This window comes from Streptomyces sp. CB02980 (genome assembly GCF_014451325.2).
In the GTDB taxonomy this organism is placed as follows: Bacteria; Actinomycetota; Actinomycetes; order Streptomycetales; family Streptomycetaceae; genus Streptomyces.
The window spans coordinates 193932-217978 of record NZ_JACSCH020000008.1 but is presented as its reverse complement, the minus strand read 5'-3'; the positions used below and the strand labels follow the sequence as shown (position 1 = coordinate 217978).

Genomic DNA, 24047 nt, shown 5'->3' with positions numbered 1-24047 from the left:
TCTACTTCCCGTCCTCGCGTCGCAGCTGTGCCGACAGATGGTGTTGCAGCGGCTGGCCCACCGCCGCCAGGTCGTGGACGAAGTCCAGGGTGTCCGCGTCCGTGAGGGTGTAGCGGCGGCGGGTGGCCTCGACGTCCTTGGCCGTGGGGGCGAGGGCGACCGTGTGGGTGGTGAGGTCGATCGTGCCGTTCTCGGCGCGGCCGACCATGATCTCGGCGATGCCGGTGGGCTGGGTGATCAGCGCCTCGACGGTGCCCTCGGGCTTGAGGCGCCACCAGCCGCTCTCGCGCGCCGCAGGTCGCAGCGGGGTGCCGTCCGCGTCGATCAGCCAGGCGCGCGCCTCGTAGTGGAGGAAGGGGCGGCCGTCGTGGCTGAAGGTGACCTCCTGCGCGTACGCGAAGTCCTCGGCGAGCGTCGGGTACCCGCCCCGGCCCGTGCCGACCCAGGTGCCGAGCAGCCCGGTCACCGGCGCGAGGAACTCGTGCGGGGCCGGTGCCGCGTCCGGCCGGAGGGCGTCGGGGTACGGGGGCTGCCGGTCGCGGTCGGTCATGGTGCGTGCTCCTGGGTCGAGGCCTGTGCCGGAGGGCAGCTTAGGCGGTGCCGGACGCCGCGAGCCCGGCCCGATCGGCAAGACACCCCCTGGGTCGTCCGCCCTCCGGCCGGGCCTCGTGGCACTCGTGACACTCGTGGCGGTCCTAGCCGCGTCGGCTCCGTACCAGCAGGTAGAGGAAGTACGGCGTGCCGATCACCGCCGTCATCAGGCCCGCGCCGAGCTGGGCCGGGGCGATCACCGTGCGGCCGACGAGGTCGGCGGCGCAGACGAGGACGGCACCGAGGAGGATGGCGACCGGCACCACGCGCGCGTGCTGACGGCCGACCAGGGCGCGGGCCGCGTGGGGTGCGACGAGGCCCACGAAGCCGATCGTGCCGGCGGCGGCGACGGCGGTGGCGGTGAGCAGGACGGCGAGGGCGAGGAAGCCGAGGCGTGCGCGGCCCAGGCCGAGGCCGAGGAGGCGCGGGGTGTCCTCGTCGAGCGAGACGAGGTCGAGTTCGGTGCGCCGGGCGAACGCGACGGCCGTGCCCACGGCGAGGACGGCGACGAGGGGGACCACGTCGGGCAGGGACCGCCCGTAGGTGGAGCCCGACAGCCAGGTGAGGGCCTTCGTCGCGTTGAACGGGTCGGTGAGGATGATCAGGAGGCTGATCAGGGCGGAGGCGGCGATGGCGACGCCGAAGCCGACGAGGACGAGCCGGTTCTGCTGGAACCCGCCGCGCGCGGCCAGTCCGAAGACGAGGACGGAGCTGGCGGCGGCGCCCGCGAACGCGGCGCCGGCCATGCCCCACGAACCGGCGATGGGCACGGTCGTCACGAGGAGTACGGCGCCGAGCGCGGCGCCGCCGGAGACGCCCAGGATGCCGGGTTCGGCGAGCGGGTTGCGGGTGACGGCCTGGACGAGGGTGCCGGCCAGGGCGAGCGCGGCGCCCGCGAAGAGGGCGGCCAGGACGCGGGGCACCCGGGTGTCGAGGACGAAGGTGACGGTCCGGCCGGCCTGTCCCTGGGCCCAGTTCAGGACGTCGCCGAGAAGCAGTTTGCTGTCACCGAGGAGTACGCCGGCGACGGCGACGGCGATCACCACGGCCACCAGGACGGCGGTGACGGTGAGGAAGCGGGCCCTGCTCCTGATGCGGAGCCGCTCGGTGGCGGTGGCTCCGGCCGTGTCCCGGACGCGGGTGGCCATGACGATCAGGAAGACGGCGCCGACGAGGCTGGTGACGACGCCGGTCGGCACGGAGACCGCCACGTCCGCCGGTACGAGGGCGCGCAGCAGGACGTCGGAGCCGAGCACGAGGGCGGCGCCGGTGAGTGCGGTCGCGGGCAGGAAGCCGCGCGACTTGGTGAAGCCCCGGAACCTGCGGGCGAGGGGCCGGACGATCGCGGGGGCGCAGAGGCCGACGTAGCCGACGGGTCCGGCGAGGGTGACGGCGGCCGTGGAGAGCAGGGCGGCGAGGACGACGGCGGTGACCCGGGTGGCGCGGACGGGGACGCCGAGGCCGCGGGCGGCGTCGTCGCCGAGGGCGAGGGCGTCGATCCGGCGGGCGAGGAGCAGCAGTCCGACGAGGCCTGTGACGGCGATCGGGGCCATCTGCAGGACGCCGTCGAAGCCGTTCTGGGAGATGCTGCCCTGGTTCCACCGGTAGAGGCCCTCGGTCTCCGCGGGGAACAGCAGGAGCATGCCTTCGGTGACGGCGGTGAGGCCGAGGGTGAGGGCGCTGCCCGCGAGGACGAGGCGGACGGTTCCGGCGCCGAGGCCCGAGAGGGCGAGGACGACGGCCGCCGCCGCGAGACCGCCGACGAAGGCGAGGGCGGAGGAGGCGAACAGCGGGAGCGAGAGGCCGAAGGCGGCGCCGAGGCCGAGCGCGAAGTAGGAGCCCGCGTTGACGGCGAGGGTGTCGGGCGAGGCGAGGACGTTGCGGCTGACGGCCTGGAGGGCGGCGCCCGCCACCCCGAGGACGGCGCCGACCAGGAGGCCGGCGGTCATCCTCGGCAGGCGGGAGGCGACGACGACGGACGCGTCGGCCGGATCGGCCTGGCCCGTGAACGCCTTCCACACCTCGGCCGCGCCGACCGCGGCGGTGCCTTGTGTGATGTCCACGAGCGCGAGTGCCGCGACGAGGAGGACCAGGGCGGCCGTCACCGGGGCCGCGCCCGTCCGGGACGTGGCCGTCGGCGGACGGGTGGCGGGGGTGGTTGCGGTGACGGCCATGGTGTTACTTCGTCAGCGCGGCGACGACGGAGTCGACGTACTTGCTCATCGACTGGGGGCCGCCGAACATCCAGATGCCGTCGGGGAGGCGGTGCACGTTGCCCTTCTTGACGAACGGCAGGGACGTCCAGACCTTGTCCTTGGCGAGGACACCGGTGAAGGGCGTGCTGCCGGCGTCGCCGTCGTTGCCGACGTAGGCGAACTGCACGTCACCGAGCTTGGTGAGGCCCTCGACGTCGGTGGTGCCGAGGCCGTAGGCCGGGTCGCCCTTGACGGTCCAGGCGTTCTTCAGACCGATCTTCTCGTTGACCGCGCCGATCAGCGAACCGCTGGTGTAGGGGCGGATCGAGACCTGGTTGGACATCACGTAGCCGTCGGCGAAGGCGTACTTCGTCCCGGCGAGACCGGCGTCGGCGAGGGCCTTCTTGCCCTCGTCGAGCTTCGCCTGGAAGTCCTTCTTGAGCTCCTCGGACTTCTGCGTGGTGCCGGTGGCCTTGGCGATGGCGTCGAGGTCCGCGTTCATCCGGCCGATCGGGTCGGCGGCGTCGGCGGCCTTCAGCGTCAGGACCGGGGCGACCTTGCGCAGCTGCTTCACGGCGGCCGGCGGCAGGTCGGTGGTGGCGACGATGAGGTCGGGCTTGAGGGCGGCGACGGTCTCCACGCTCGGCTCGCCGCGGGTGCCGATGTCCTTCGGCTCGTTCTTGAGCGGGACGGCGGTGTCCCAGGTCTTGTAGCCCTTGACGTCGGCGACGCCGACCGGGTCGACGCCCAGCGTGATCAGGTGCTCGACGACGTTCCACTCGGTGCCGACGACCTTCTTGGCGGGGCCGTCGAGCTCGACCTTCTCACCCGTGGAGTCCGTGAGGGTGATGCGCTCGGTGGTCTTCTTCGCGTCGTCGGCGGCGGGCTCGGTGGTGCCGCAGGCGGTGAGGGTGAGGGCCGCGGTGGTGGCGACCGCCGTGGTGAGGAGGAGGCGTCTCATGAGGTGGTGCTGAGCCTTTCGCTTCGCGAGTGGTGCCGGCCTATCGCACGGGTGCGCAGCCGGCCGGTGAGAGGATCGGTGTCGACCTCGATGCGGATGCCGTAGGTGTCGGTCAGCCGCTCGGGCGTCAGGACGTCCGAGGGGCTGCCGTCGGCGACGACGCGTCCCGTGTCGAGCAGGACGATCCGGTCGGCGACGGCCGCCGCCTGGTCGAGGTCGTGGAGGACGGCGCCGACGGCGATGCCGTGGTCGTCCGCCAGGTCACGCATGAGGTCGAGGAGTTCGACCTGGTAGCGCAGGTCGAGGTAGGTGGTGGGCTCGTCGAGCAGCAGCACCCCCGTCTGCTGGGCGAGGCAGCCGGCGAGCCAGACGCGCTGGAGCTGGCCGCCGGAGAGGTGCTCGGCGCCGCGCCCGGCGAGTTCGGTGACGCCCGTCATGGCGAGCGCGCGGTCCACCGCCGCCTTGCCGTCCGGGTCGGCCCTGCCCCAGCGCCCCCGGTAGGGGTAGCGACCGAATTCGACCAGGTCGCGGACGGTCAGCCCACTGGGGGTGGGGCGTCCCTGGGTGAGCAGGGCGACGTGGCGCGAGAACTCACGGGGGCTCAGCGCGAGGCCGTCGACGGTCCCGTCGAGCGTGAGCGTGGCGGTACGCGGCTGCTGGAGCCGTGCGATGGTACGGAGCAGCGTCGACTTGCCGCTGCCGTTGGGTCCGACGAGGACGGTCACTTCGCCGGGGCGCAGCGTCATGGAGGCGTCGTGGACGACATCGACGCCTTCGTACGCCACGGTGACACCCGTGGCCGAGAGTTCATGACCGCGGGGACGAAGCGTCGCGTCGGTCTGTTCACCTGCTTGCACGTCGCAGAGGTTAGCCTAACCTTACCGATCAGCAAAAGGGGGTCCCGCGTCGCGGACACAAGATGCATTCAGGCCAAGCTGATCTCCCCGCCTCACTCCGCCCCTTCCCTGCCGGACCGCCTCCACGCGTCCCAGAAGCGCGTCCACGCTCCGAGACGCCGTTGACCCGGGACGCGTGCGTCGCTACCTTCGCGCCATGTTGCGTACAGCCCTGCTCACCACGCGCGGTCACATCGACCTGCTGCGGGTGGCCTCCGCCGCGTGTCGCCGCGGCTGCTGACGCCCTTTCACGTCTCCGACGCGCCGCCCCTCCGACGCCGCGCGCCGTACCCGTACCCCCGCTGACGCCCTGATCGCCGTGTGCCCGCGCTCGCCCCGCGCCGCCCGCGGTCGCTGACGCGTACCCATACGCGCTCTCCCCACCCACTCCCCCGGAGTTCCGCCATGACGGTCGGTCATGCCCCACCCCATTCCCCGCCCGACATATCGCCTTTGCCGGATGTCGAACCCCTCACCCCGGATCGCGGCCCCGGCCGCGCCCCCGCCGTCCCCCGCTGGCTGCGCCGCACCGTGGGCCCCCTCCTGCTCCTCGCCCTGTGGCAGACCCTCAGTGCGACAGGGGTGCTGCCGGCCGAGGCGCTCGCCTCGCCGGGGACCATCGCCCGCGCCGGCGGTGAGCTGATCGGCGACGGGACCCTCCCCACCGCGATGGGCGTCTCCCTGCGCCGGGTCGCCGTCGGACTGCTGATCGGCGGGATCGTCGGCATCGCGCTCGCCCTGCTCTCCGGACTCTCCCGGCTCGGCGAGGACCTCGTCGACGCCCCCGTCCAGATGCTGCGGACCGTGCCCTGGGTCGGCCTGATCCCGCTCCTCATCATCTGGCTGGGCATCGGGGAGGCGCCCAAGGTGGCACTGATCGCGCTCGGCGTCGCCTTCCACCTCTATCTGAACGTGTACGCCGGAATCCGCGGCGTCGACGCCCAACTCGTAGAAGCCGGCCAGTCGTTGGGGCTCGGACGCTGGGGTCTCGTCCGGCACGTCGTACTGCCGGGCGCGCTGCCCGGGGCCATGACCGGGCTGCGGTACTCCCTCGCCACCGCCTGGCTGGCACTGGTCTTCGGCGAGTCCATCAACGCCGACGCCGGCATCGGCTTCCTCATGAACCAGGCGCGGGAGTTCTTCCGCACGGACGTGATCGTCGTCTGCCTGGTCGTCTACGCCTTCCTCGGCCTCCTCGCCGACGCCGTCGTCCGCACTCTCGAAAGGCTGCTGCTGCAATGGCGACCGACCTTCACCGGGCAGTGACCGTCCAGGGCCTCACCCGTTCCTTCGACGGGCGACCGGTCGTCGACGGGCTCGATCTCACCCTGTACGCGGGGCAGTTCACCGCACTCCTCGGCCACAGCGGCTGCGGCAAGTCCACCCTCCTCCGGGTCCTCGCCGGGCTCGACCGGGAGATCTCCGGCACCGTCCTCGTCCCGCGCCGTCGCGCCGTCGCCTTCCAGGCGCCGCGCCTGATGCCGTGGAAGCGGGTCTGGCGCAATGTGCTCCTCGGGCTGCCGGGGAAGCCGGGCCGGGCGGTGGCGGAGAAGGCCCTGGCGGAGGTCGGGCTCGGTGACCGCTCGGGTGCCTGGCCGAAGACGCTCTCCGGCGGCGAGGCCCAACGCGCCTCCCTCGCAAGGGCCTTGGTACGGGACCCGGATCTGCTGCTGCTCGACGAGCCGTTCGGCGCGCTCGACGCGCTGACCCGCATCAAGGCGCAACGGCTCGTGGCCGAGCTGTGGCAGCGACGCGGCTGCACGGTCCTGCTCGTCACCCACGACGTGGACGAGGCGCTACAGCTCGCGGACCGCGCGCTGGTGATGCGGGACGGCGTCATCGCGTACGACACCGCCGTCGCACTGGACCGGCCCCGCTCCGCCGGCGATCCCGCCCTGGCCGCGCTCCGGACTCGCCTCCTCGCCGAACTGGGGGTCAACGAGGCCGAGTTCGCCGGACATACGGCCTGACCATGCCCCTGAGCATGCCCATGCCCCTGCCCAGGTCCACCCACCGCCCCCTTCCTCTCCCTCGTCCCCTCCCCAAGGAGCGATCCCTGTGAAGTCCTTCCGTCTGTCCACCGCGGCCCTGCTCGTGCCGCTCGCGCTCCTCGCCTCCGCCTGCTCCGGCGCCTCCGCGGCCGGCTCGTCCTCGAACTCCGACGGCAAGGGCTCCGTCGTCCTGAACGTCGGCGACCAGAAGGGCGGCGTCGAGGCGCTGCTACGGGCCGCCGGTGAGCTGGACGACCTTCCGTACCGGGTCACATGGTCGACGTTCACGTCAGGACCACCCCTACTGGAGGCGGTGAACGCCAAGGCCGTCGACATCGGCTCGGTCGGCAACACCCCGCCCGTCTTCGCCGCGGGCGCCGACTCGAAGATCACCGTGGTCTCCGCGACGCACGGCGACTCCGCGGGCGAGACGATCCTCGTCGCGAAGGACTCGCCCCTGCGCTCCGTGGCGGACCTGAAGGGAAAGCAGGTCGCCGTCGCCCAGGGAAGCTCCGCCCACTTCCAGCTGATCTCCTCGCTCGCCAAGGCCGGCCTGAAGCCGAGCGACGTCCGGGTGACGCTGCTCCAGCCGGCCGACGCCCTGGCCGCGTTCACCAGTGGCAAGGTGGACGCCTGGGCGGTCTGGGACCCGTACACCTCGCAGGTCCTGCTGAGCGGCAAGGGCCGGGTCCTCTCCGACGGGCGCGGGCTCGTCAACGGCCTCGGTTTCCAGGTCGCCGCCCCCTCTGCGCTCGCCGACCCCGCGAAGGCCAAGGCCATCGGCGACTTCGTCGAGCGGCTCCGGCGCGCCCAGGGCTGGGTGTTCGACCACCCCGACGCCTGGGCCAAGGTCTGGTCGAAGGAGACCGGACTGCCGTACGAGGTGGCCCTCGCCGCCGTGAAGCGCAGCAACGGCACCCGTATCCCGGTCGCCCTCGACGCCGCCGCCATCGCCTCCGAGCAGAAGATCGCCGACACGTTCTCCGCCCTGGGGCTCATCCCGCGCACGTTCCGCTTCGCCGACTACGTCGACACCCGCTTCAACAAGGACCTGCCGCCGTCCACCACCCCGGCGCGCAGCTATGGAAAGGCCTCCTCATGACCGTCCATCTGCACTGGTTCCTGCCCACCGGCGGCGACGGCCGGACCCTCGTCGACCGGCACGCCTACACGGACGGCGGGATCACCCGCGACCGCACCGTGTCCGGGGTGCGCGCGCCCGACATCGACTATCTGATCCAGATCGCCAAGGCGGCCGAGCAGTTGGGGTTCGAGGCCGTGCTGACCCCGACCGGGACGTGGTGCGAGGACGCCTGGCTCACCACGGTCGCGCTCGCCCAGCACACCGAACGGCTCAAGTTCCTGGTGGCGTTCCGGCCGGGGGTGATCTCGCCGGTACTCGCGGCCCAGATGGCGTCCACGTACCAGCGGATCACCCGCGGCCGGCTCCTCCTCAACGTGGTGACCGGCGGGGACTCCAGCGAACAGCGCCGCTTCGGCGACCACCTGGACCACGACCGGCGGTACGCGCGCACGGCCGAGTTCCTGTCGGTCGTGCGGGGCGCGTGGAGCGGGCGGCCGTTCGACTACGAGGGCGAGCACTTCCGGATCGAGGGCGGGCTCACCGCGCTGCCGCCGGACCCGCTGCCCGAGATCTTCTTCGGCGGCTCCTCCGCCGCGGCCGGTCCGGTGGCGGCCGAGCACGCGGACGTCTATCTGACCTGGGGCGAGCCGCCGTGGCAGGTCAAGGAGAAGATCGACTGGATCCGGGGCCTCGCGGAGGAGCGCGGCCGCACGGTCCGCTTCGGAATCCGGCTGCACACGATCTCCCGTGACTCGGCGCGCGAGGCCTGGGCGACCGCCGACCGGCTGCTCTCCGATCTCGACGCCGAGACGATCGCCGCCGCGCAGCAGGTGCTGGGCCGGAGCGAGTCGGTCGGCCAGCAGCGGATGCTGGCGCTGCACGAGGGCGGCTCCCTCGGCCGCGACCGGCTGGAGATCTCGCCGAACCTGTGGGCGGGGGTCGGTCTCGTACGGGGCGGCGCCGGCACCGCGCTCGTCGGCAGCCACGCCGAGGTCGCGGACCGGATCGAGGAGTACCACGACCTGGGCGTGGAGCACTTCGTCCTGTCCGGCTACCCGCATCTGGAGGAGGCGTACTGGTTCGGCGAGGGCGTGCGGCCGGTCCTGGCGGCACGCGGCCTGCTGCCGACGGTGCTGCCCTCCCCGCTGCTCGGCGTCCCGGCCGCGAACGGCCGGCCGGCCTCGGCGCCGGGGGGTGCTCCGCTGCTCGTGGCCGGCGGGCGGTAGGACGGGACCGGCGCGTCGGCTCCTGTCGTGGGGGGTGCGGGAAGGCTCCTGTCGTGGGGGGTGCGGGAAGGAGGCCGTCATGGGGGGCGCGGGAAGATCCGCGCCCCCGCCTCGGTTGGTAGAACCGTGAACGATTACGGGGTCGAAGAGTCAGGGGCCGCGGCAGCGGGCGAGGGGCCGACGCCGGTGGACGTCGTCGTCATCGGCGCCGGACAGGCCGGGCTCTCGGCCGCCTTCCATCTGCGCCACACCGGACTGGAGCCGGACCGGGACTTCGTCGTCCTGGACCACGCCCCGCATCCGGGGGGTGCCTGGCAGTTCCGCTGGCCGTCGCTCACCTACGGCAAGGTGCACGGCATGCACGCGCTGCCCGGCATGGAGCTGACCGGCGCCGACCCCGCGCGGCCGTCCTCGGAGGTGATCGGCGCGTACTTCGACTCGTACGAGCAGACCTTCGACCTGCGGATCCACCGCCCCGTCGACGTCACGGCCGTCCGCGAGGGCGACGGAGGACGGGAGGACGAGGCCGGACGGCTCCTCGTCGAGACCTCCGAGGGTACGTACGCCACCCGTGCCGTGATCAACGCCACCGGTACCTGGGACCGCCCCTTCTGGCCGCGCTATCCGGGCCAGGAGACCTTCCGGGGGCACCAGCTGCACACCGCCGGCTACCCGGGCCCGGAGGAGTTCGCCGGGAAGCGGGTCCTCGTCGTCGGCGGCGGAGCCTCCGGCACCCAGCACCTCATGGAGATCGCGGACGTCGCCGCCGACACCTTCTGGGTGACCCGGCGCGAGCCGGTCTGGCGCGAGGGGCCGTTCGGGGAGATGGAGGGGCGGGCCGCCGTCGCACTCGTGGAGGAGCGGGTACGGCAGGGACTGCCCCCGAAGAGTGTCGTCTCGGTCACCGGGCTCCCCCTCAACGACGCGATCCGCGCGGCACGCGCGCGCGGGATCCTGGACCGCCTCCCGATGTTCGACCGGATCACTCCGACCGGGGTGGCCTGGGACGACGGCCGGGCCGTCGACGTGGACGTGATCCTCTGGGCGACCGGCTTCCGGGCGGCGATCGACCACCTCACCCCGCTGCGGCTGCGCGAGCCGGGCGGCGGGATCCGGGTCGAGGGCACGCGCGCGGTCCGGGACGAGCGCGTCCACCTCGTGGGGTACGGTCCGTCGGCGTCGACGATCGGTGCCAACCGGGCCGGGCGGGCGGCGGCCTCGGACATCCGGCGTCTGCTGCGGCGCGACACGACGACCGCGACGGGGACCGCCCCGGTGGCCGCCTCCGTGTGATCCGGCTCAGCCCTGCTCGGCACCCCGGTTGGCGTTGAACTCGGCCACGTTGAGCTGGTGGGCCGCGTAGTCGGCGGTGAAGCGGGTGTCTCCGGGGGTCACCGTGACGAAGTAGAGCCAGTCGCCGTCCGCCGGACGGATGACCGCGTCCACGGCCTGGTCCCCCGGGTTGCCGATGGGCGTCGGCGGCAGGCCCTTGCGCTCGTAGGTGTTGTACGGGCTCTGGAGCCGCGTGTCCTCGACCGTGGTGTCCACGGTGCTGCGGCCGAGCGCGTAGTTGAGGGTCGAGTCCATCTGGAGGGCCATGCCCCGGGCGAGCCGGTTGTGGACGACCCGGGCGACCTTGGCCATGTCCTCCGGGTTGTCGGCCTCGGCCTGGACGATGCTGGCCGCGATCACCGTCTCGTACACGCTCATGCCGTGCGCCCGCGCGCCCTCGGCGATCCGGGCGGCCCCGAAGCGCTTTCCGGCCGTGTCGACCATGAAGCGGAGCAGCCCCTCGGGGGTGGTGGCGTCGAGGACGGGATACGTCGCCGGGAACAGGTAGCCCTCGGGGTTTCCTCCGGCGGCCGCGGGCAGCGGGAGGGCGGACGCGGTCGCCGCCTTGCGGGTGGTGCCCTCGGGCAGGCCGAGTGCCCGGTCGACGGCCGTGTAGACCTGGCCGGCCCGCCGGCCCTCGGGGACGAGGAGCGCCCGGGGCTGTTCGACGGCCGGTTCGTCCCGCGTCAGGAGCAGGGGCAGGGTGACGGCGACGGCCACGGCGACGAGGGCGCCGAGGAGGAGCGCGAGGCGACCGCGCCGGGTGAGCCGGGGACGGCGCCGGGAGGGACGGAGGCTCGGGGGAAGGGAAGGGCGGCGGCGTGGGGCTGCGTACGGTGTCGGCGGCCGGTACCTCATGGCCGCACGCTAACCCGCCGCGCACGGGAATCCCGGGAGCCCGCGCACACGGCGGCGCCGCCGGTCCCCTGGGACGGGGGACCGGCGGCGCCGGGGCACTGCGATCGTCAGACGAGCCAGCCCAGGAAGTGGACGACGCCGGCGAGCAGGTTGGTGATGACGTTCATGGTGGTGCTTCTCCTCGTACAGGTACATCAGTGGGACTGATGCTTCAGTGGGACTGTGCGGTCACGGTCTGCAGCCCGTCGATCGCGTTCCGCAATCATCCGACGTCGTACGGGAGTTGAGCAACGAATCCCGGAACGATCACACGTTCTGGGGAACAACCGCTCCCACGTTCGCCTGTTCGGTGGCGGACGCGGCGCTCCGCGCGTCCCGCCGGACCAGGGCCGCGTACCTCCCGTCCCGGGCGAGCAGCTCGTCGTGCGTGCCGCGCTCCGCGATCCGGCCCGCCTCCAGGACGACGATCTGGTCGGCGTCGCGGACGGTGGAGAGCCGGTGGGCGATGGTGATCGTGGTCCGGCCGGCCGACAAGGCGTCGATGGCCTGCTGCACGGCGTGCTCCGTACGGGTGTCGAGGGCGCTGGTGGCCTCGTCGAGGATCAGTACGGGCGGGTCGCGCAGGATGGTGCGGGCGATGGCGAGGCGCTGTTTCTCGCCGCCCGAGAAGCGGTAGCCCCGCTCGCCGACCAGGGTGTCGTACCCCTCGGGCAGCGAGGCGATGTGGTCGTGGATCTGGGCGGCGCGGGCGGCCGCCCAGATCTCCTCGTCGGTGGCGTCCGGCTTGGCGAAGCGGAGGTTGTCGGCGACGGAGGCATGGAAGAGGTACGTCTCCTGGGAGACGACGCCGACCGCGCGGGCGAGGGTGTCGAAGTCCAGGTCGCGCACGTCGACCCCGTCGAGGGTGACGCGGCCGCCGGTGACGTCGTAGAGCCGGGGCACCAGGTAGCTGAGGGTGGACTTGCCGGAGCCGGTGGGGCCGACGACGGCCAGGCTGCCCCCGGCGGGCACGGTCAGGTCGACGGCGTCGAGGGTCGGCCGGCCGGCGTCCTCGGGGTCGTAGTGGAACTCGACCTTCTCGAAGGCGACCTCGCCGTGGACCTCGGCGAGCCGGACGGGCTCGGCGGGCTCGGTGATGTCCACGGGCAGGTCGAGGTACTCGAAGATGCGCTGGAAGAGCGCGAGGGACGTCTGCATCTGCACGCCGGTGGAGAGCAGGCTGACGGCGGGCCGGAAGAGGCCCTGCTGGAGCGAGACGAAGGCGACGAGGGTGCCGAGCGAGATGGCGGCACCGCCGGAGCCCAGGGCGATGCCGGCGGCCCAGTAGATCAGGGCGGGCATGGCGGCCATGACGATGCCGATGGTGGACATCCGCCACCGTCCGGCCATGGAGGAGCGCACTTCGAGGTCGACGAGGCGCTCGGACTCCTCGGCGAAGGACTTGGTCAGGGAGTCGGCGCGGCCCATGGTGCGGCCGAGCAGGATGCCGCTGACCGAAAGGGACTCGGTGACGGTCGCGGCCATGGCGGCCATCTGCTTCTGGCGCTGGGTGGTGATCCGCTTGCGCTCGTTGCCGACGCGGCGGCTGATCCAGACGAAGACCGGCAGCAGGAGCAGGGAGACGAGGGTGAGCCGCCAGTCGAGGGCGAGCATCGCGGCGACGGTCGCGACGACGGCGGTGAGGTTGGAGACGAGGGAGGTGGCCGTGGAGGTCACGGTCGCCTGCATGCCGCCGATGTCGTTGGCGATGCGGGACTGCACCTCGCCGGTACGCGTGCGCGTGAAGAAGGCGAGTGGCATCCGCTGGAGCTGCTCGTAGACCCCGGTGCGCAGGTCGTGCATGACGCGCTGGCCGACGGTGGTGGAGATCAGGGTCTGGAGCACGCCGAAGACGCTGGTCAGCACGGCGGTGGCGATCATGCCGAGGGCGAGCAGGCTGAGCAGCCCGGTGCGCCCCTGGGGGATCGCGGTGTCGAGGATCTCCTTGAGCAGGAAGGGCGAGGCGACGGTGACGAGCGAGGCGGCGCCGACGAGAAGGCCGACGAGCGCCAGGCGGGCGCGGTAGGGGCGGAAGAGCCGCAGGATGCGCCGCAGCTGCGCGGGCTCCTTCGGCTGCGAGGAGTCGCGGGGCGGGGGCGTCCAGTCGGACTGGTCGTGGGGGCGCATGGGCTCCTTCGAGGGTTCGGCGATGTCGATGAGAGCTTAGCTCACTGTTACCTATGCTCACAATGAACTAGGTCCTGATATTGTTCCCGCATGAGCACCTCCGCCGTCCCGACCGGACCCCGCCGTTCGGGGGAACCCGACGCCGACGGCCTCCTCGCCGAGCAGCTGCTGCGCCTCACCCGGCGTCTGCACCGCATCCAGAAGCGCCACCTGGAACCGGTCGGCATCACGCCCGCCCAGTCCCGGCTGCTCCGCACGGTCGCGCACTTCGGGGAGCCGCCCCGGATGGCCGACCTCGCGGCCCGGCTCGAGGTCGTCCCGCGCGCGGTGACCAGTCTCGTCGACGGTCTCGAGGCCGTCGACCGGGTGCGCCGGGTGCCCGATCCGAGCAACCGCCGGGTGGTGCGCATCGAGCTGACCGACGCGGGCCGCGCCACGCTGCGGGAGCTGCGCAGCGCGCGCCGGGCGGCCGCAGAGGACATCCTTGCTCCATTGACCGCCGCACAGCGCGAGGTGCTCGGAGGTCTGCTGTCCGCCCTGGTCGACCCCGGCCCGGAGGGCGGCTGCTGACCCCTCGGGCACGCGGACGCGCGAAGGGGAGCCGTGACATGCCGCTGTTCGAGCCGAACCCGCAGGCCCTACGCCCCGGTACGAAGCGGAGTCCGGCCCCGGACCGCGTGCCGGAGCTCCAGGCCAAGGGGACGCCGAGGCGGCTGCGCGAGGAGCTCACCGAACTCCTCGGCCCGGAGAAGGTCCTCTCGAAGATCTCCGACCTCGTGCGGTACGCCTCCGACGCCAGCCCGTACCGCTTCGTCCCGCAGGTCGTCGTGGTCGCCGAGGACATCGACGACATCTCCACGATCCTGTCGTACGCACACGGCAAGGGCCGCGAGGTCGTCTTCCGGGCCGCCGGGACCAGCCTCAACGGGCAGGCGCAGGGCGAGGACATCCTGGTCGACGTGCGCCGCCACTGGGCGGGCGTCGAGGTCCTCGACGGCGGTGCGCGGGCCCGGATCCGCCCCGGCACCACCGTCGTACGGGCCAACGCGGCGCTCGCCCCGCACGGGCGGGTCCTGGGTCCCGATCCGGCCAGCGCCATCGCGTGCACGATCGGCGGGGTCGTCGCCAACAACGCCTCCGGCATGACGGCCGGGACGACGAGGAACTCGTACCGGACGGTCGCCTCGCTCACCTTCGTGCTGCCGAGCGGGACCGTGGTCGACACGGCCGACCCGGCCGCCGACGAGGAGCTGGCGCACGCCGAGCCGAGGCTGTGCGCGGAGCTGATGGGGCTCAAGGCGGAGATCGAGGCCGACACCGGCCTCACCGACCGGATCCGCGCCAAGCACGCCATCAAGAACACCAACGGCTACCGGCTCGACGCCTTCCTCGACGGCGACACCCCGGTGCGCATCCTGCGGGGCCTCATGGTGGGCTCCGAGGGCACCTTCGGTTTCATCTCCGAGGTCGTCTTCGACACCCTGCCGCTGGACCGCGAGGTGTCCTCGGCCCTGCTCTTCTTCCCCTCGCTTCCGGCGGCGGCCGAGGCGGTCCCCCGCTTCAACGCGGCGGGAGCGCTGGCCGTCGAGCTGATGGACGGCAACACCCTGCGGGCCTCCGTGAGCGTGGCGGGCGTCCCGGCGGACTGGGCGGAGCTGCCCAAGGAGACGGCGGCGCTCCTGGTCGAGTTCCGGGCGCCGGACGCGGCCGCGCGGGAGGCGTACGAGCGGGCGGCGGCGGAGGCCCTCGCCGGCCTGGACCTGGTGGCTCCGGTGGCCTCCGTGGAGAACGCGTTCACCACGGACCCGAAGCGGATCGCCGGCTACTGGAAGGCCCGGAAGGCCTTCGTGACGGCGGTCGGCGGCTCACGCCCCTCCGGTACGACCCTGATCACCGAGGACTTCGCGGTGCCCCCGGCCCGGCTCGCGGAGGCCTGCGAGGCGCTGCTCGACCTCCAGTCCCGGCACGGCTTCGACGCCGCCGTGGCCGGTCACGCCGCGCACGGCAACCTCCACTTCCTGCTCGCCTTCGACGCGGGCGACCCCACCGACGTCGAGCGGTACGCGGCCTTCATGGACGAGTTCTGCAAGCTGACCGTGGAGCGCTTCGACGGCTCCCTGAAGGCGGAGCACGCCACCGGTCGGAACATCGCGCCGTTCCTGGAGCTGGAGTGGGGGACGCGGGCGACCGACCTGATGTGGCGGGTCAAGGAGGCCATCGACCCCGACGGGGTGCTCGCCCCGCGGATCGTCCTGGACCGTGACCCGCACGCCCATCTGCGGGGCCTCAAGACGATCCCGACCGTGGAGCGGATCGCCGATCCCTGCATCGAGTGCGGCTTCTGCGAACCGACCTGCCCCAGCCACGATCTGACGACCACTCCGCGCCAGCGGATCGTGCTCCGCCGGGAGATGATGCGGCAGCGCGACGGCTCCCCGGTCGAGACCCGTCTCCTGGAGTCGTACGGCTACGACGCCGTCGACACCTGCGCCGGCGACTCCATCTGCAAGCTGGCCTGTCCGGTCGGGATCGACACGGGCGCGCTGATGAAGGAGTTCCGGCACGAGCGGCACACCTCGCGCGAGGAGCGGATCGCCGCCCTGGCCGCGAAGAACTTCCGGGCGGCGGAGGCCTCCGCGCGGCTCGCGGTCGCCGCGGCCGACCGGATCGGCGACCGGGTCCTGGAGTCGGTGACGGGCCTGGCGCGCCGGGCGGTCAGCACCGACCTCGTACCGGAGTGGCTGCCGGAGATCCCGGGCGCGGCGGCGCGGCGGCTGCCCCGCACCCACCGTCCCGCCGCGGTCGCCGTCTACTACCCGGCCTGTGTGAACCGGATCTTCGGCAATCCGGACGGCGAGCGGGGCCCTTCCCTCCCGGAGGCCGTGGTCGCGGTGTCGGCGCGCGCGGGGAAGCCGGTGTGGATCCCCGACGACGTGGCCGGAACCTGCTGCGCGACGATCTGGCACTCCAAGGGGTACGAGCGGGGCAACGAGGTGATGGCGAACCGGATCGTCGAGGCGGCCTGGGGATGGACCGCGGGCGGGACGCTGCCGCTGGTGGTGGACGCCTCCTCGTGCACGCTGGGCATCGCGCACGAGGTCGTGCCGTATCTGACGGAGGACAACCGGGCGCTGCACGCCGAGATGACGGTGGTCGACTCGCTGGTGTGGGCGGCGGACGAGCTGCTCCCCCGGCTCGACGTACGCCGCCGGGTCGGCTCCGCCGTGGTCCATCCGACCTGCTCGATGCGGCACCTGGGCGACGAGGACAGGCTGACGGAGCTCGCGCGGGCCTGCGCCGATGAGGTCGTCGTCCCCACCGACGCGGGCTGCTGCGCCTTCGCGGGCGACCGGGGCATGCTGCACCCGGAGCTGACGGCCTCGGCGACGGCCCGGGAGGCGGCCGAGGTGACGGCGCGGCCCTTCGACGCGCATCTTTCGGCCAACCGGATGTGCGAGATCGGGATGGACCGGGCGACGGGCCGCAGGTACGGATCGGTGCTCCTCGCCCTGGAGCACGCGACACGGCCCTGACCCCCCGTCACACTCCGGGCAGAGCCCCGGCGTAAGGCCCCTCACCCCCCGCGGTGAGGGGCCTTTCGTCTGTTCGGGTGATGGTGGGCGCCCGGTCAGGCTCGGTGCGAGATCCGGAACAGTAAAGTCCAACTACCCATGACGAGAGTCCAGTCGGCGCCCTTGCGGACCGCCGGTCGCCGGGGCCAGGGTCCTGTGCGGGATTCATGAAACAGCCGTGCACACAGCTCCGGGAGGTTCCATGAACGAGCAGACACCGCACACCCCGAGCCGTCGCAAGGTCCTCAGGACCACGGCGGCCGCGGCCGCGGCCGGAACGGGAATCGGGATCGGCGCCCTCGGCGGCCCGAACGCCCAGGCCGCCGTGGCCGCCCCGGCGACGTCACCCGAGTCCGCCACCGCCGCGACGCCGTCCGCCACCGCCCGCAGGCGCCTCGGGCCCACCATGGCCGGGGTCCCCTTCCCCGGCCGCTCCACCGTCCGCGTCGCGCTCGTCGGCCTCGGCAACCGGGGCAACGGCATGATCGGCCTCTACCTCGCACTGCCCTGGGTGCGGGTGGTCGCCGTGTGCGACCCGGTGCGCGAGAAGGCCGAGCGGGCCGCGGCGAAGGTCGTCGCCGCCGGACAGGCCGCCCCCGCCCTCTACACCAACGGCGAGGAGGACTACGAGAACCTCTGCACCCGCTCCGACGTCGACTTCGTGCACGTGGCCACCCCCTGGGACAGCCACTACGCGATCGCCCGCGCGGCGATGCTGGGCGGCAAGCACGTCGGCGTGGAGTGTCCGGTCGCGATGACGCTCGACGAACTGTGGGACCTGGTCGACCTGTCGGAGCAGACCCGCCGCCACTGCATGCAGCTGGAGAACTGCTGTTACGGCCGGAACGAGATGCGCGTGCTGCGGATGGCGCACGCCGGAAAGTTCGGCCGGCTCCTGCACGGCGCGGGGGCGTACAACCACGACCTGCGCGCGCTGATGTTCTCGCCGACGTACTACGAGGGCCCCTGGCGCCGGCTCTGGCACACGAGGCTGAGGGGCGATCTCTACCCGAACCACGGCTTCGGCCCCGTCGCCAACTACATGGACATCAACCGGGGTGACCGGGCGGTGAGCATCAGCAGCTTCGGGACTCCGGCGCTGGGCCTCGCCGAGTACCGCGAGGAGAACATGCCGGCGGGCGACCCCAGCTGGAAGGAGACGTACATCGGGAGCGACCGGACGGTCAGCCTGGTCCAGACGGCCCAGGGCCGGGTCATCCGCCTGGAGCACGACGTCTCCACCCCGCACCCGTACAGCAGGGTCAACAGCCTGGGCGGCACCCGGGGCGTCTTCGAGGACTACCCGGCCCGGATCTACCTGGAGCCGGACCACAAGGACGACCAGTGGGCCGACTTCTCGGCGTACGCGGGCGAGTTCGACCACTGGCTCTGGAAGGACCACGCCAACCCGCCGGGCGGCCACGGCGGCATGGACTACATCATGGTCTACCGCCTGATGCAGTGCATGCGGCTCGGGCTGCCGCCGGACTTCGACGTCTACGACGCCGCCACCTGGACGGCGCCGGTGCCGCTGAGCCACGCCTCCATCAAGGCGAAGGGCGCGCCGCAGGAGATCCCCGACTTCACGCGCGGCGAGTGGCGCAAGGCCCGCTCGGGCGTGGACTCGGTGAAGCCTGCCTGACGGCGGGGCTCCCGGCGTGCGGTGCCCGGCCTCCGCGTACGGGGGCCGGGCACCGCGTACGGGGGCCGGGACGCCGCGTACGGGGGCCGGGACGCCGCCCTGTTCAGCAGCGCCGCAGGTCCTGGGTGACCGTTCCCTGAACCGTGGTCAGGCTCCGGTCGTAGCAGCCCTCGGAGCCGTACAGCCGGTAGCGCTCGTGCGTGGTGCCGACCGCGTGCCGCTGGTCGCGCGGGACGCCGGTGGTGTAGGTGGCGTCACCGGTGTACGTGTCGTCGAGCCGCGACCAGGACAGTCGCCGTCCGTCGCGCAGGACGGTGGTGTCGGCGCGGTCCCCGAGGGTGAGGACGGTCCGCAGCCGGTCGCCCGCGCCGATCGTGGTCTCGCCGTCCATGGTGTACGTCCGGTCGGCGCGGGTGACGGTCCGGCCGCTGGTCACCGTCTCGCGGTCGGTCCAGCGCGCGGTGAACGCGTCCGGGTTCTCCCCCTCGCCCCAGCGGTGCGCGGAGGTGTGGGCGACGGTCCGGTCGACGGTGGTGGTGACTCGGCCGTGCGAGGTGTTCAGGTGTCCGGCGACGGTGAGCCGGTGGCCGGCGACGGTGTCGAGCCGGTGGAGGGAGTCCGCGGTGCCCGCCGTGTAGACGGAGGAGTTGCGCGGGGTGGTCTCCTCGTGGCGGTCGAGGCCGCCGGTGACGACCCGGCTGCCCTCGTCCTGCCAGAGGAGCACGTTGGTGGGGGTGGACCAGCCCGACTGCCCGGCGGGGACCCCGGCGACGGTGACCTCCACGCGGTGGGCGCGGCCGTCGTTGAGGACGGCCGCGAAGGGGGTCAGGTCGTAGAGGATCGGCTGGACGTCGAAGGCGCGCGGCCCGGGGGTGACGTACCAGAGGAAGGGGTTCGACCAGCCGCCGGTCCAGACCGTGGGGAAGGGCGCGGCGATGCCGGCGAGGCGTCCGTCGACGGAGACGCGGACCTCCCGGTGCGGTCCGTCGGTGGCCCGGCAGGAGTACGGGGCGGCTTCGGGGACGGAGAGGTACCAGTACTCCTCGCAGCCGCCGCCGGAGCCGGTGGCGTACACCTCGGCGAGGACGCGCTCGGTGTTGCGCGGGGTGGTGAGGGTGGGGCCGGTGAGGGGGATCACCCGGTCGGGCGTACCGGCGGCGGGTTTCACGCGGCCCTGGGCGGTGTGGAAGGTGAGGGTGACGCGGACGTCGAGGACACCCGTGTAGGTCTCGTTCACGACATTGCCGATGAGCATCTCGACAGCGCCGGGGCGGCTGAGGGTGTCCCTGTAGCGCGTGACGTCCTTCTCGACCGACCAGGTGATGCCGTCGGGCGAGGGCTGCGGCGTGGAGGTGCGGAGGATCTCCACACCTCCGACGGTGAGGTATCCGAGGCGGTCGTACTGGCGGCCCTTCACGTTTCCTTCGAGGCGCAGGACGACCTTGCTCCAGCGGGTGCCGCAGGCCTTCGGCGGGGTGTAACCGCCCTGGTAGGGCGTGAAGTCGCGGAACCGGGCGGCGGCGAGGGTGACCTCGCAGCTGCGGGTGCCGGGGGTCTCGACCGGCGGGGCGGCGGTGACCGGGTCGTGCCAGTCGCCGGTGAACTCGGCCGGGGGCGTCGGGCCGTTCGGACCGTCGGCGGCGGCCGGGTGGGCGGTGAGGAGCGCACCCGCGGCGAGGACCAGGCCGCTGAGCATGCTCATGATCTTGAGTGATCTCATGGGGCTGGAGTGAAGCGCGCTCGGTGCCGTGCGGTCCAGAGGACGATGAGCGGACATGGCGCGATCTGTTCTCCCATGCGGAAAATCGATTGCCGCCCCTGGGGGAAGACGCGAACCTTGCACGGCCTTCCCCGCCGTCGCACACCCCCGGCGTGCGTTCCCCCCAGACGAGACCCGGAGACCCTGGGACGCCATGCAGATTCGAGATCTTCCCTTCGCCGACCCAGGGGTCCCCGATGTCCGCTCGGGCACCCGGTTCCTCGTCTGGCTCGGCCGTCAACAGCTCGGCGGGCAGGTGAAGTCCATGCTGTGGGGACTTCTGCACCATCTGGGCATCGCCGGACTGCCCCTCGGCATCGGCATCGCCGTGCAGTCGGTCGTGGACCGCGACGGCGGGCGCCTCGGGCTCGCCGGAGTGCTGCTCGTGGTGCTGGGCGCCGCGATCTCGGTCGGTGACGTGATGCTGCACCGCACCGCCGTCACCAACTGGATCACGGCCGCCGCCCGCGTCCAGCAGCTCCTCTCCCGCAAGACCGCCGAGCTGGGCTCCGTCCTGACCCGGCGGGTCGCCGCGGGCGAGGTCGTCGCCGTGTCCACCGGCGACGTCGAGAAGATCGGCTGGTTCGTCGAGGCCCTGTCGCGGTTCGCCGCAGGCGCCGTCGTGCTCGTCTTCATCTGCGTCGGCCTCGTCGTCTACCAGCCCGCCCTGGGCGTCGTCGTGGCCGTCGGTGTCCCGATTCTCGCCCTCTCCGTGCTGCCGCTGCTCCCCCGCGCCACGCGCCGGGCGGACATCCAGCGCGAGAAGGCGGGCAAGGCCACCGAGCTCGCCTCCGACACCGTCGCCGGGCTCCGTGTGCTGCGCGGCATCGGCGGCGAGGAACTGTTCCTCGGCCGCTACCGCGCCGCCTCGCAGGAGGTCCGCAAGGCGGCCGTGCACAGTGCGCGCATGTGGGCGCTGATCTCCGCGATCCAGGTCGTGCTGCCCGGCATCCTGCTCATCGTGGTGGCGGTGCACGGGGCACGGCTCGCGCTCGACGGGCGGATCACGGTCGGTGAACTGGTCACCGTCTACAGCGCGGTGGCCCTGTCGTACCACCCGCTGCGCAACTTCGAGGAGATCGCCATGGCGTTCTCCTTCTCCCGGCCGTCCGCGAAGCGCGCCGCCCGGGTCCTCGGCCTCGCCCGGACGACCAGCACCACCACGGGTGACGAGGACCGCAAGGCCACCGGCGACCTGTACGACCCGCTGACCGGGCTGCTGGCTCCGGCCGGCCGGCTCACCGCGGTCGTCTGCGGCGACCCGGACGTGGCCGGGCGGCTCGCGGACCGGCTCGGCGGCCACCCGGCCGATCCGGGCGAGGACCACACCTCGGTGCTGCTCGGCGGGGTCCCCCTCGACGAACTGCCGCTGGAGGACGCCCGTACGGCCGTCCTCGTCCAGGACAAGGACCCGGTCCTGCTCTCGGGCACACTCCACGAACTGCTCGATGTGCCCCGCTCCGGCGCCGTGCTCCCGGAACAGGCCCTGGCGGCCGCCCGGTGCGACGACGTCCTGGACGCGCTGGCGCAGGCCTCCGTGGACACCGACGGCGATCCGATGCGCACCCGCATCACCGAGCGGGGCCGGTCGCTCTCCGGTGGCCAGCGCCAGCGGCTCGCCCTCGCCCGGTCCCTGGTGACCGACCCGGAGGTGCTCGTCCTCGACGAGCCGACCTCGGCGGTCGACGCGCACACGGAGGCCCGGGTCGCCGCCGGCGTCAGCGAGCTGCGCGCGGCCAGGACCACCGTGGTCCTCGCCTCCTCGCCGCTGCTCCTGGACCGCGCCGAGCGGGTCGTCCTGGTCCACGAGGGCCAGGCGGTCGCTGTCGGCACCCATCGCGAGCTGCTCGCCACGGAGCCCCGCTACCGCGCGGTCGTCAGCCGCGACACCGAGGAGGAGCTCGCCGTGGCGGAACCCCGTGACGGCGGCCTCGAAGCGGTCGCCGAGGGTGAGCCCGTCGCTGAACTCACCGCACTGGAAGGGGAATCGGCATGATCGGCCTGGCACCGCCGGAGTACGACCCGGCCGCCCCGACGACGGCGACGACACTGCCCGTCGCCGCCGACGCGACCGTCCGCGGTTACGTACGCGAGCTGCTGAGCCGCCACCGCCGGGCCTTCGGGCTGCTCGTCGGGGTGAACACGGTCGCCGTGATCGCCTCGATGGTCGGCCCGTACCTGCTCGGTTCGATGGTGGACGAGCTGGCAGCGGGCGCGCGCGAGCTCCATCTGGAGCGCACGGTCGCCCTGTTCGCGGTCGCGCTGCTCGTCCAGACCGGCTTCGTGCGGCTGGTCCGGCTGCGCGGCGCGATGCTCGGCGAGGAGATGCTCGCCGATCTGCGGGAGGACTTCCTCGTCCGCGCGGTACGCCTGCCGCCGGGCGTGCTGGAACGGGCCGGTACGGGCGACCTGCTCTCGAGGATCACCACGGACGTCGACCGGCTCTCCAACGCCATGCGCGAGGCCGTGCCTCAGCTGGCCATCGGCTTCGTGTGGGCGGGACTGCTGCTCGGCGGACTCGCGGTCACGGCGCCGCCCCTGGCCCTGGCCGCGCTGCTCGCGGCTCCGCTGCTCATCGTGGGTTCCCGGTGGTACTTCCGGCGTGCGCCGTCGGCCTACCGGTCGGAGTCCGCGGGATACGCGGCGGTGGCGGGCGCCCTCGCCGAGACGGTCGACGCGGGCCGTACGGTCGAGGCGCACCGCCTCGGTGCGCGGCGGATCGCCCTGTCGAACCGGCGCATCTCCGAATGGGTCGCCTGGGAGCGGTACACCCTCTTCCTGCGCTCGGTGCTCTTCCCCGTCGTCAACATCACCCACTCGACGGTGCTGTGCGCGGTGCTCCTGCTCGGCGGGGTGTTCGTGCTCCAGGGCTGGATCGACGTCGGGCAGCTGACCACGGGCGCGCTGCTCGCGCAGATGCTGGTGGACCCGATCGGCATCGTGCTCCGCTGGTACGACGAACTCCAGGTCGCGCAGGTGTCCCTGGCCCGGCTCGTCGGCGTCCGCGACATCGAGCCGGAAGCGGGCGACACGGAGGTACGGCCCGAGGGCCGGGCCGTCCGGGCGGACGACGTCCGGTTCGGCTACCGCGAGGGTGTCGACGTGCTGCACGAGGTGTCCCTGAAGGTGGCCCCCGGCACCCGTCTCGCCCTGGTCGGCCCGTCCGGCGCCGGAAAGTCGACCCTCGGCCGCCTCATCGCGGGCATCTACGCCCCGAGGACCGGCTCGGTCACCCTCGGCGCGGCCGAGCTGGCGCGGATGCCCGCCGAGCGGGTCCGCGAGCACGTGGCCCTGGTCAACCAGGAGCACCACGTCTTCGTGGGCTCGCTCCGCGACAATCTGCTCCTGGCCCGGACGGGGGCCACGGACACCGAGCTGTGGGCGGCGCTCACGGCGGTGGACGCGGACGCCTGGGCGCGGGGGTTCGGCGAGGGCCTGGACACCGAGGTCGGCTCGGGCGGCCGTTCGCTGACCCCGGCGCAGGCCCAGCAGATCGCCCTGGCCCGGCTCGTCCTCGCGGACCCGCACACGCTGGTCCTGGACGAGGCGACCTCGCTGCTCGACCCGCGCGCGGCCCGGCATCTGGAGCGGTCCCTCGGCCGGGTCCTGGAGGGGCGGACGGTCGTGGCCATCGCGCACCGGCTGCACACCGCGCACGACGCCGATCTGATCGCGGTGGTCGAGTCGGGCCGGATCAGCGAGCTCGGCAGCCACGCGGAACTGGTCGCGGCGGACGGGGCGTACGCGGCGCTGTGGAGGTCGTGGCACGGGTGA

Annotated in this window: 18 protein-coding genes; 11 read left to right on the top strand and 7 right to left on the bottom strand. The window is 72.9% G+C overall.

Translation table 11 applies throughout. From position 1 onward, the window contains the following. Position 1: 1 nt before the first annotated feature. The 4 genes from E0F75_RS19070 to E0F75_RS19055 all read right to left on the bottom strand — a co-directional run bounded on the left by E0F75_RS19070 (position 2) and on the right by E0F75_RS19055 (position 4604). A complete protein-coding gene (locus E0F75_RS19070; RefSeq protein WP_187623718.1) occupies positions 2 to 550 on the bottom strand; it encodes an FABP family protein in 549 nt (182 codons plus the stop codon). 145 nt (positions 551 to 695) lie between these two features. After that, on the bottom strand, positions 696 to 2765 hold the full coding sequence (locus tag E0F75_RS19065) for an iron ABC transporter permease (protein ID WP_187623717.1): 2070 nt from the start codon (positions 2763 to 2765) through the stop codon (positions 696 to 698). A gap of 4 nt (positions 2766 to 2769) precedes the next feature. After that, positions 2770 to 3747 carry an iron-siderophore ABC transporter substrate-binding protein gene (locus tag E0F75_RS19060; protein ID WP_187623716.1) on the bottom strand — a complete coding sequence of 326 codons (978 nt, stop codon included), beginning with the start codon at positions 3745 to 3747 and terminating at the stop codon, positions 2770 to 2772. Beyond that, positions 3744 to 4604: an ABC transporter ATP-binding protein gene (locus E0F75_RS19055; RefSeq protein ID WP_187623715.1), complete on the bottom strand. Its 861-nt coding sequence runs from the start codon at positions 4602 to 4604 to the stop codon at positions 3744 to 3746. Before E0F75_RS19055 ends, E0F75_RS19060 begins: the two co-directional genes overlap by 4 nt. Before the next feature lie 196 nt (positions 4605 to 4800). On the opposite strand from E0F75_RS19055, the gene E0F75_RS40725 reads away from it, so the two are divergent. The 6 genes from E0F75_RS40725 (at position 4801) to E0F75_RS19030 (ending at position 10237) form a co-directional block, all read left to right on the top strand. Further along, positions 4801 to 4884 carry a putative leader peptide gene (locus E0F75_RS40725; RefSeq protein WP_351816447.1) on the top strand — a complete coding sequence of 28 codons (84 nt, stop codon included), beginning with the start codon at positions 4801 to 4803 and terminating at the stop codon, positions 4882 to 4884. Between the two features lie 164 nt (positions 4885 to 5048). Beyond that, positions 5049 to 5909: an ABC transporter permease gene (locus E0F75_RS19050; protein WP_187623714.1), complete on the top strand. Its 861-nt coding sequence runs from the start codon at positions 5049 to 5051 to the stop codon at positions 5907 to 5909. Then, positions 5882 to 6613, top strand: a complete 732-nt coding sequence (locus E0F75_RS19045; RefSeq protein ID WP_187623713.1) for an ABC transporter ATP-binding protein — start codon at positions 5882 to 5884, stop codon at positions 6611 to 6613. Before E0F75_RS19050 ends, E0F75_RS19045 begins: the two co-directional genes overlap by 28 nt. A gap of 88 nt (positions 6614 to 6701) precedes the next feature. Further along, positions 6702 to 7736, top strand: coding sequence for an ABC transporter substrate-binding protein (locus tag E0F75_RS19040; protein WP_187623712.1), 1035 nt, complete (start codon positions 6702 to 6704; stop codon positions 7734 to 7736). Then, positions 7733 to 8944, top strand: a complete 1212-nt coding sequence (locus E0F75_RS19035; protein WP_187623711.1) for an LLM class flavin-dependent oxidoreductase — start codon at positions 7733 to 7735, stop codon at positions 8942 to 8944. The genes E0F75_RS19040 and E0F75_RS19035 overlap by 4 nt, the downstream gene beginning before the upstream one ends. A gap of 126 nt (positions 8945 to 9070) precedes the next feature. Further along, positions 9071 to 10237 carry an NAD(P)-binding domain-containing protein gene (locus tag E0F75_RS19030; protein WP_374115411.1) on the top strand — a complete coding sequence of 389 codons (1167 nt, stop codon included), beginning with the start codon at positions 9071 to 9073 and terminating at the stop codon, positions 10235 to 10237. 6 nt (positions 10238 to 10243) lie between these two features. Here the strand turns inward: E0F75_RS19030 and mltG are convergent, their stop codons facing one another. Both mltG and E0F75_RS19020 read right to left on the bottom strand, forming a co-directional pair. Beyond that, complete coding sequence (gene mltG / locus E0F75_RS19025) at positions 10244 to 11134, bottom strand: endolytic transglycosylase MltG (RefSeq protein ID WP_187623710.1); 891 nt, start codon at positions 11132 to 11134, stop codon at positions 10244 to 10246. A gap of 306 nt (positions 11135 to 11440) precedes the next feature. Further along, positions 11441 to 13300 carry an ABC transporter ATP-binding protein gene (locus E0F75_RS19020; protein ID WP_187623709.1) on the bottom strand — a complete coding sequence of 620 codons (1860 nt, stop codon included), beginning with the start codon at positions 13298 to 13300 and terminating at the stop codon, positions 11441 to 11443. Positions 13301 to 13390: 90 nt separating this feature from the next. On the opposite strand from E0F75_RS19020, the gene E0F75_RS19015 reads away from it, so the two are divergent. The 3 genes from E0F75_RS19015 (at position 13391) to E0F75_RS19005 (ending at position 18514) form a co-directional block, all read left to right on the top strand. Beyond that, positions 13391 to 13870 carry a MarR family winged helix-turn-helix transcriptional regulator gene (locus tag E0F75_RS19015; protein WP_187623708.1) on the top strand — a complete coding sequence of 160 codons (480 nt, stop codon included), beginning with the start codon at positions 13391 to 13393 and terminating at the stop codon, positions 13868 to 13870. 38 nt (positions 13871 to 13908) lie between these two features. Continuing rightward, on the top strand, positions 13909 to 16833 hold the full coding sequence (locus E0F75_RS19010) for an FAD-binding and (Fe-S)-binding domain-containing protein (RefSeq protein WP_187623707.1): 2925 nt from the start codon (positions 13909 to 13911) through the stop codon (positions 16831 to 16833). Between the two features lie 241 nt (positions 16834 to 17074). Continuing rightward, positions 17075 to 18514: a Gfo/Idh/MocA family protein gene (locus E0F75_RS19005; RefSeq protein ID WP_187623706.1), complete on the top strand. Its 1440-nt coding sequence runs from the start codon at positions 17075 to 17077 to the stop codon at positions 18512 to 18514. 103 nt (positions 18515 to 18617) lie between these two features. Here E0F75_RS19005 and E0F75_RS19000 read toward each other — a convergent pair whose 3' ends face one another. Further along, a complete protein-coding gene (locus E0F75_RS19000) occupies positions 18618 to 20234 on the bottom strand; it encodes a peptide-N4-asparagine amidase (protein WP_187623705.1) in 1617 nt (538 codons plus the stop codon). A gap of 193 nt (positions 20235 to 20427) precedes the next feature. Between E0F75_RS19000 and E0F75_RS18995 the strand changes: the two genes are divergently transcribed. Continuing rightward, positions 20428 to 22269 (top strand): ABC transporter ATP-binding protein, encoded by a 1842-nt coding sequence (locus E0F75_RS18995; protein WP_187623704.1) that lies wholly within the window; start codon positions 20428 to 20430, stop codon positions 22267 to 22269. Continuing rightward, complete coding sequence (locus tag E0F75_RS18990) at positions 22266 to 24047, top strand: ABC transporter ATP-binding protein (RefSeq protein ID WP_187623703.1); 1782 nt, start codon at positions 22266 to 22268, stop codon at positions 24045 to 24047. The genes E0F75_RS18995 and E0F75_RS18990 overlap by 4 nt, the downstream gene beginning before the upstream one ends.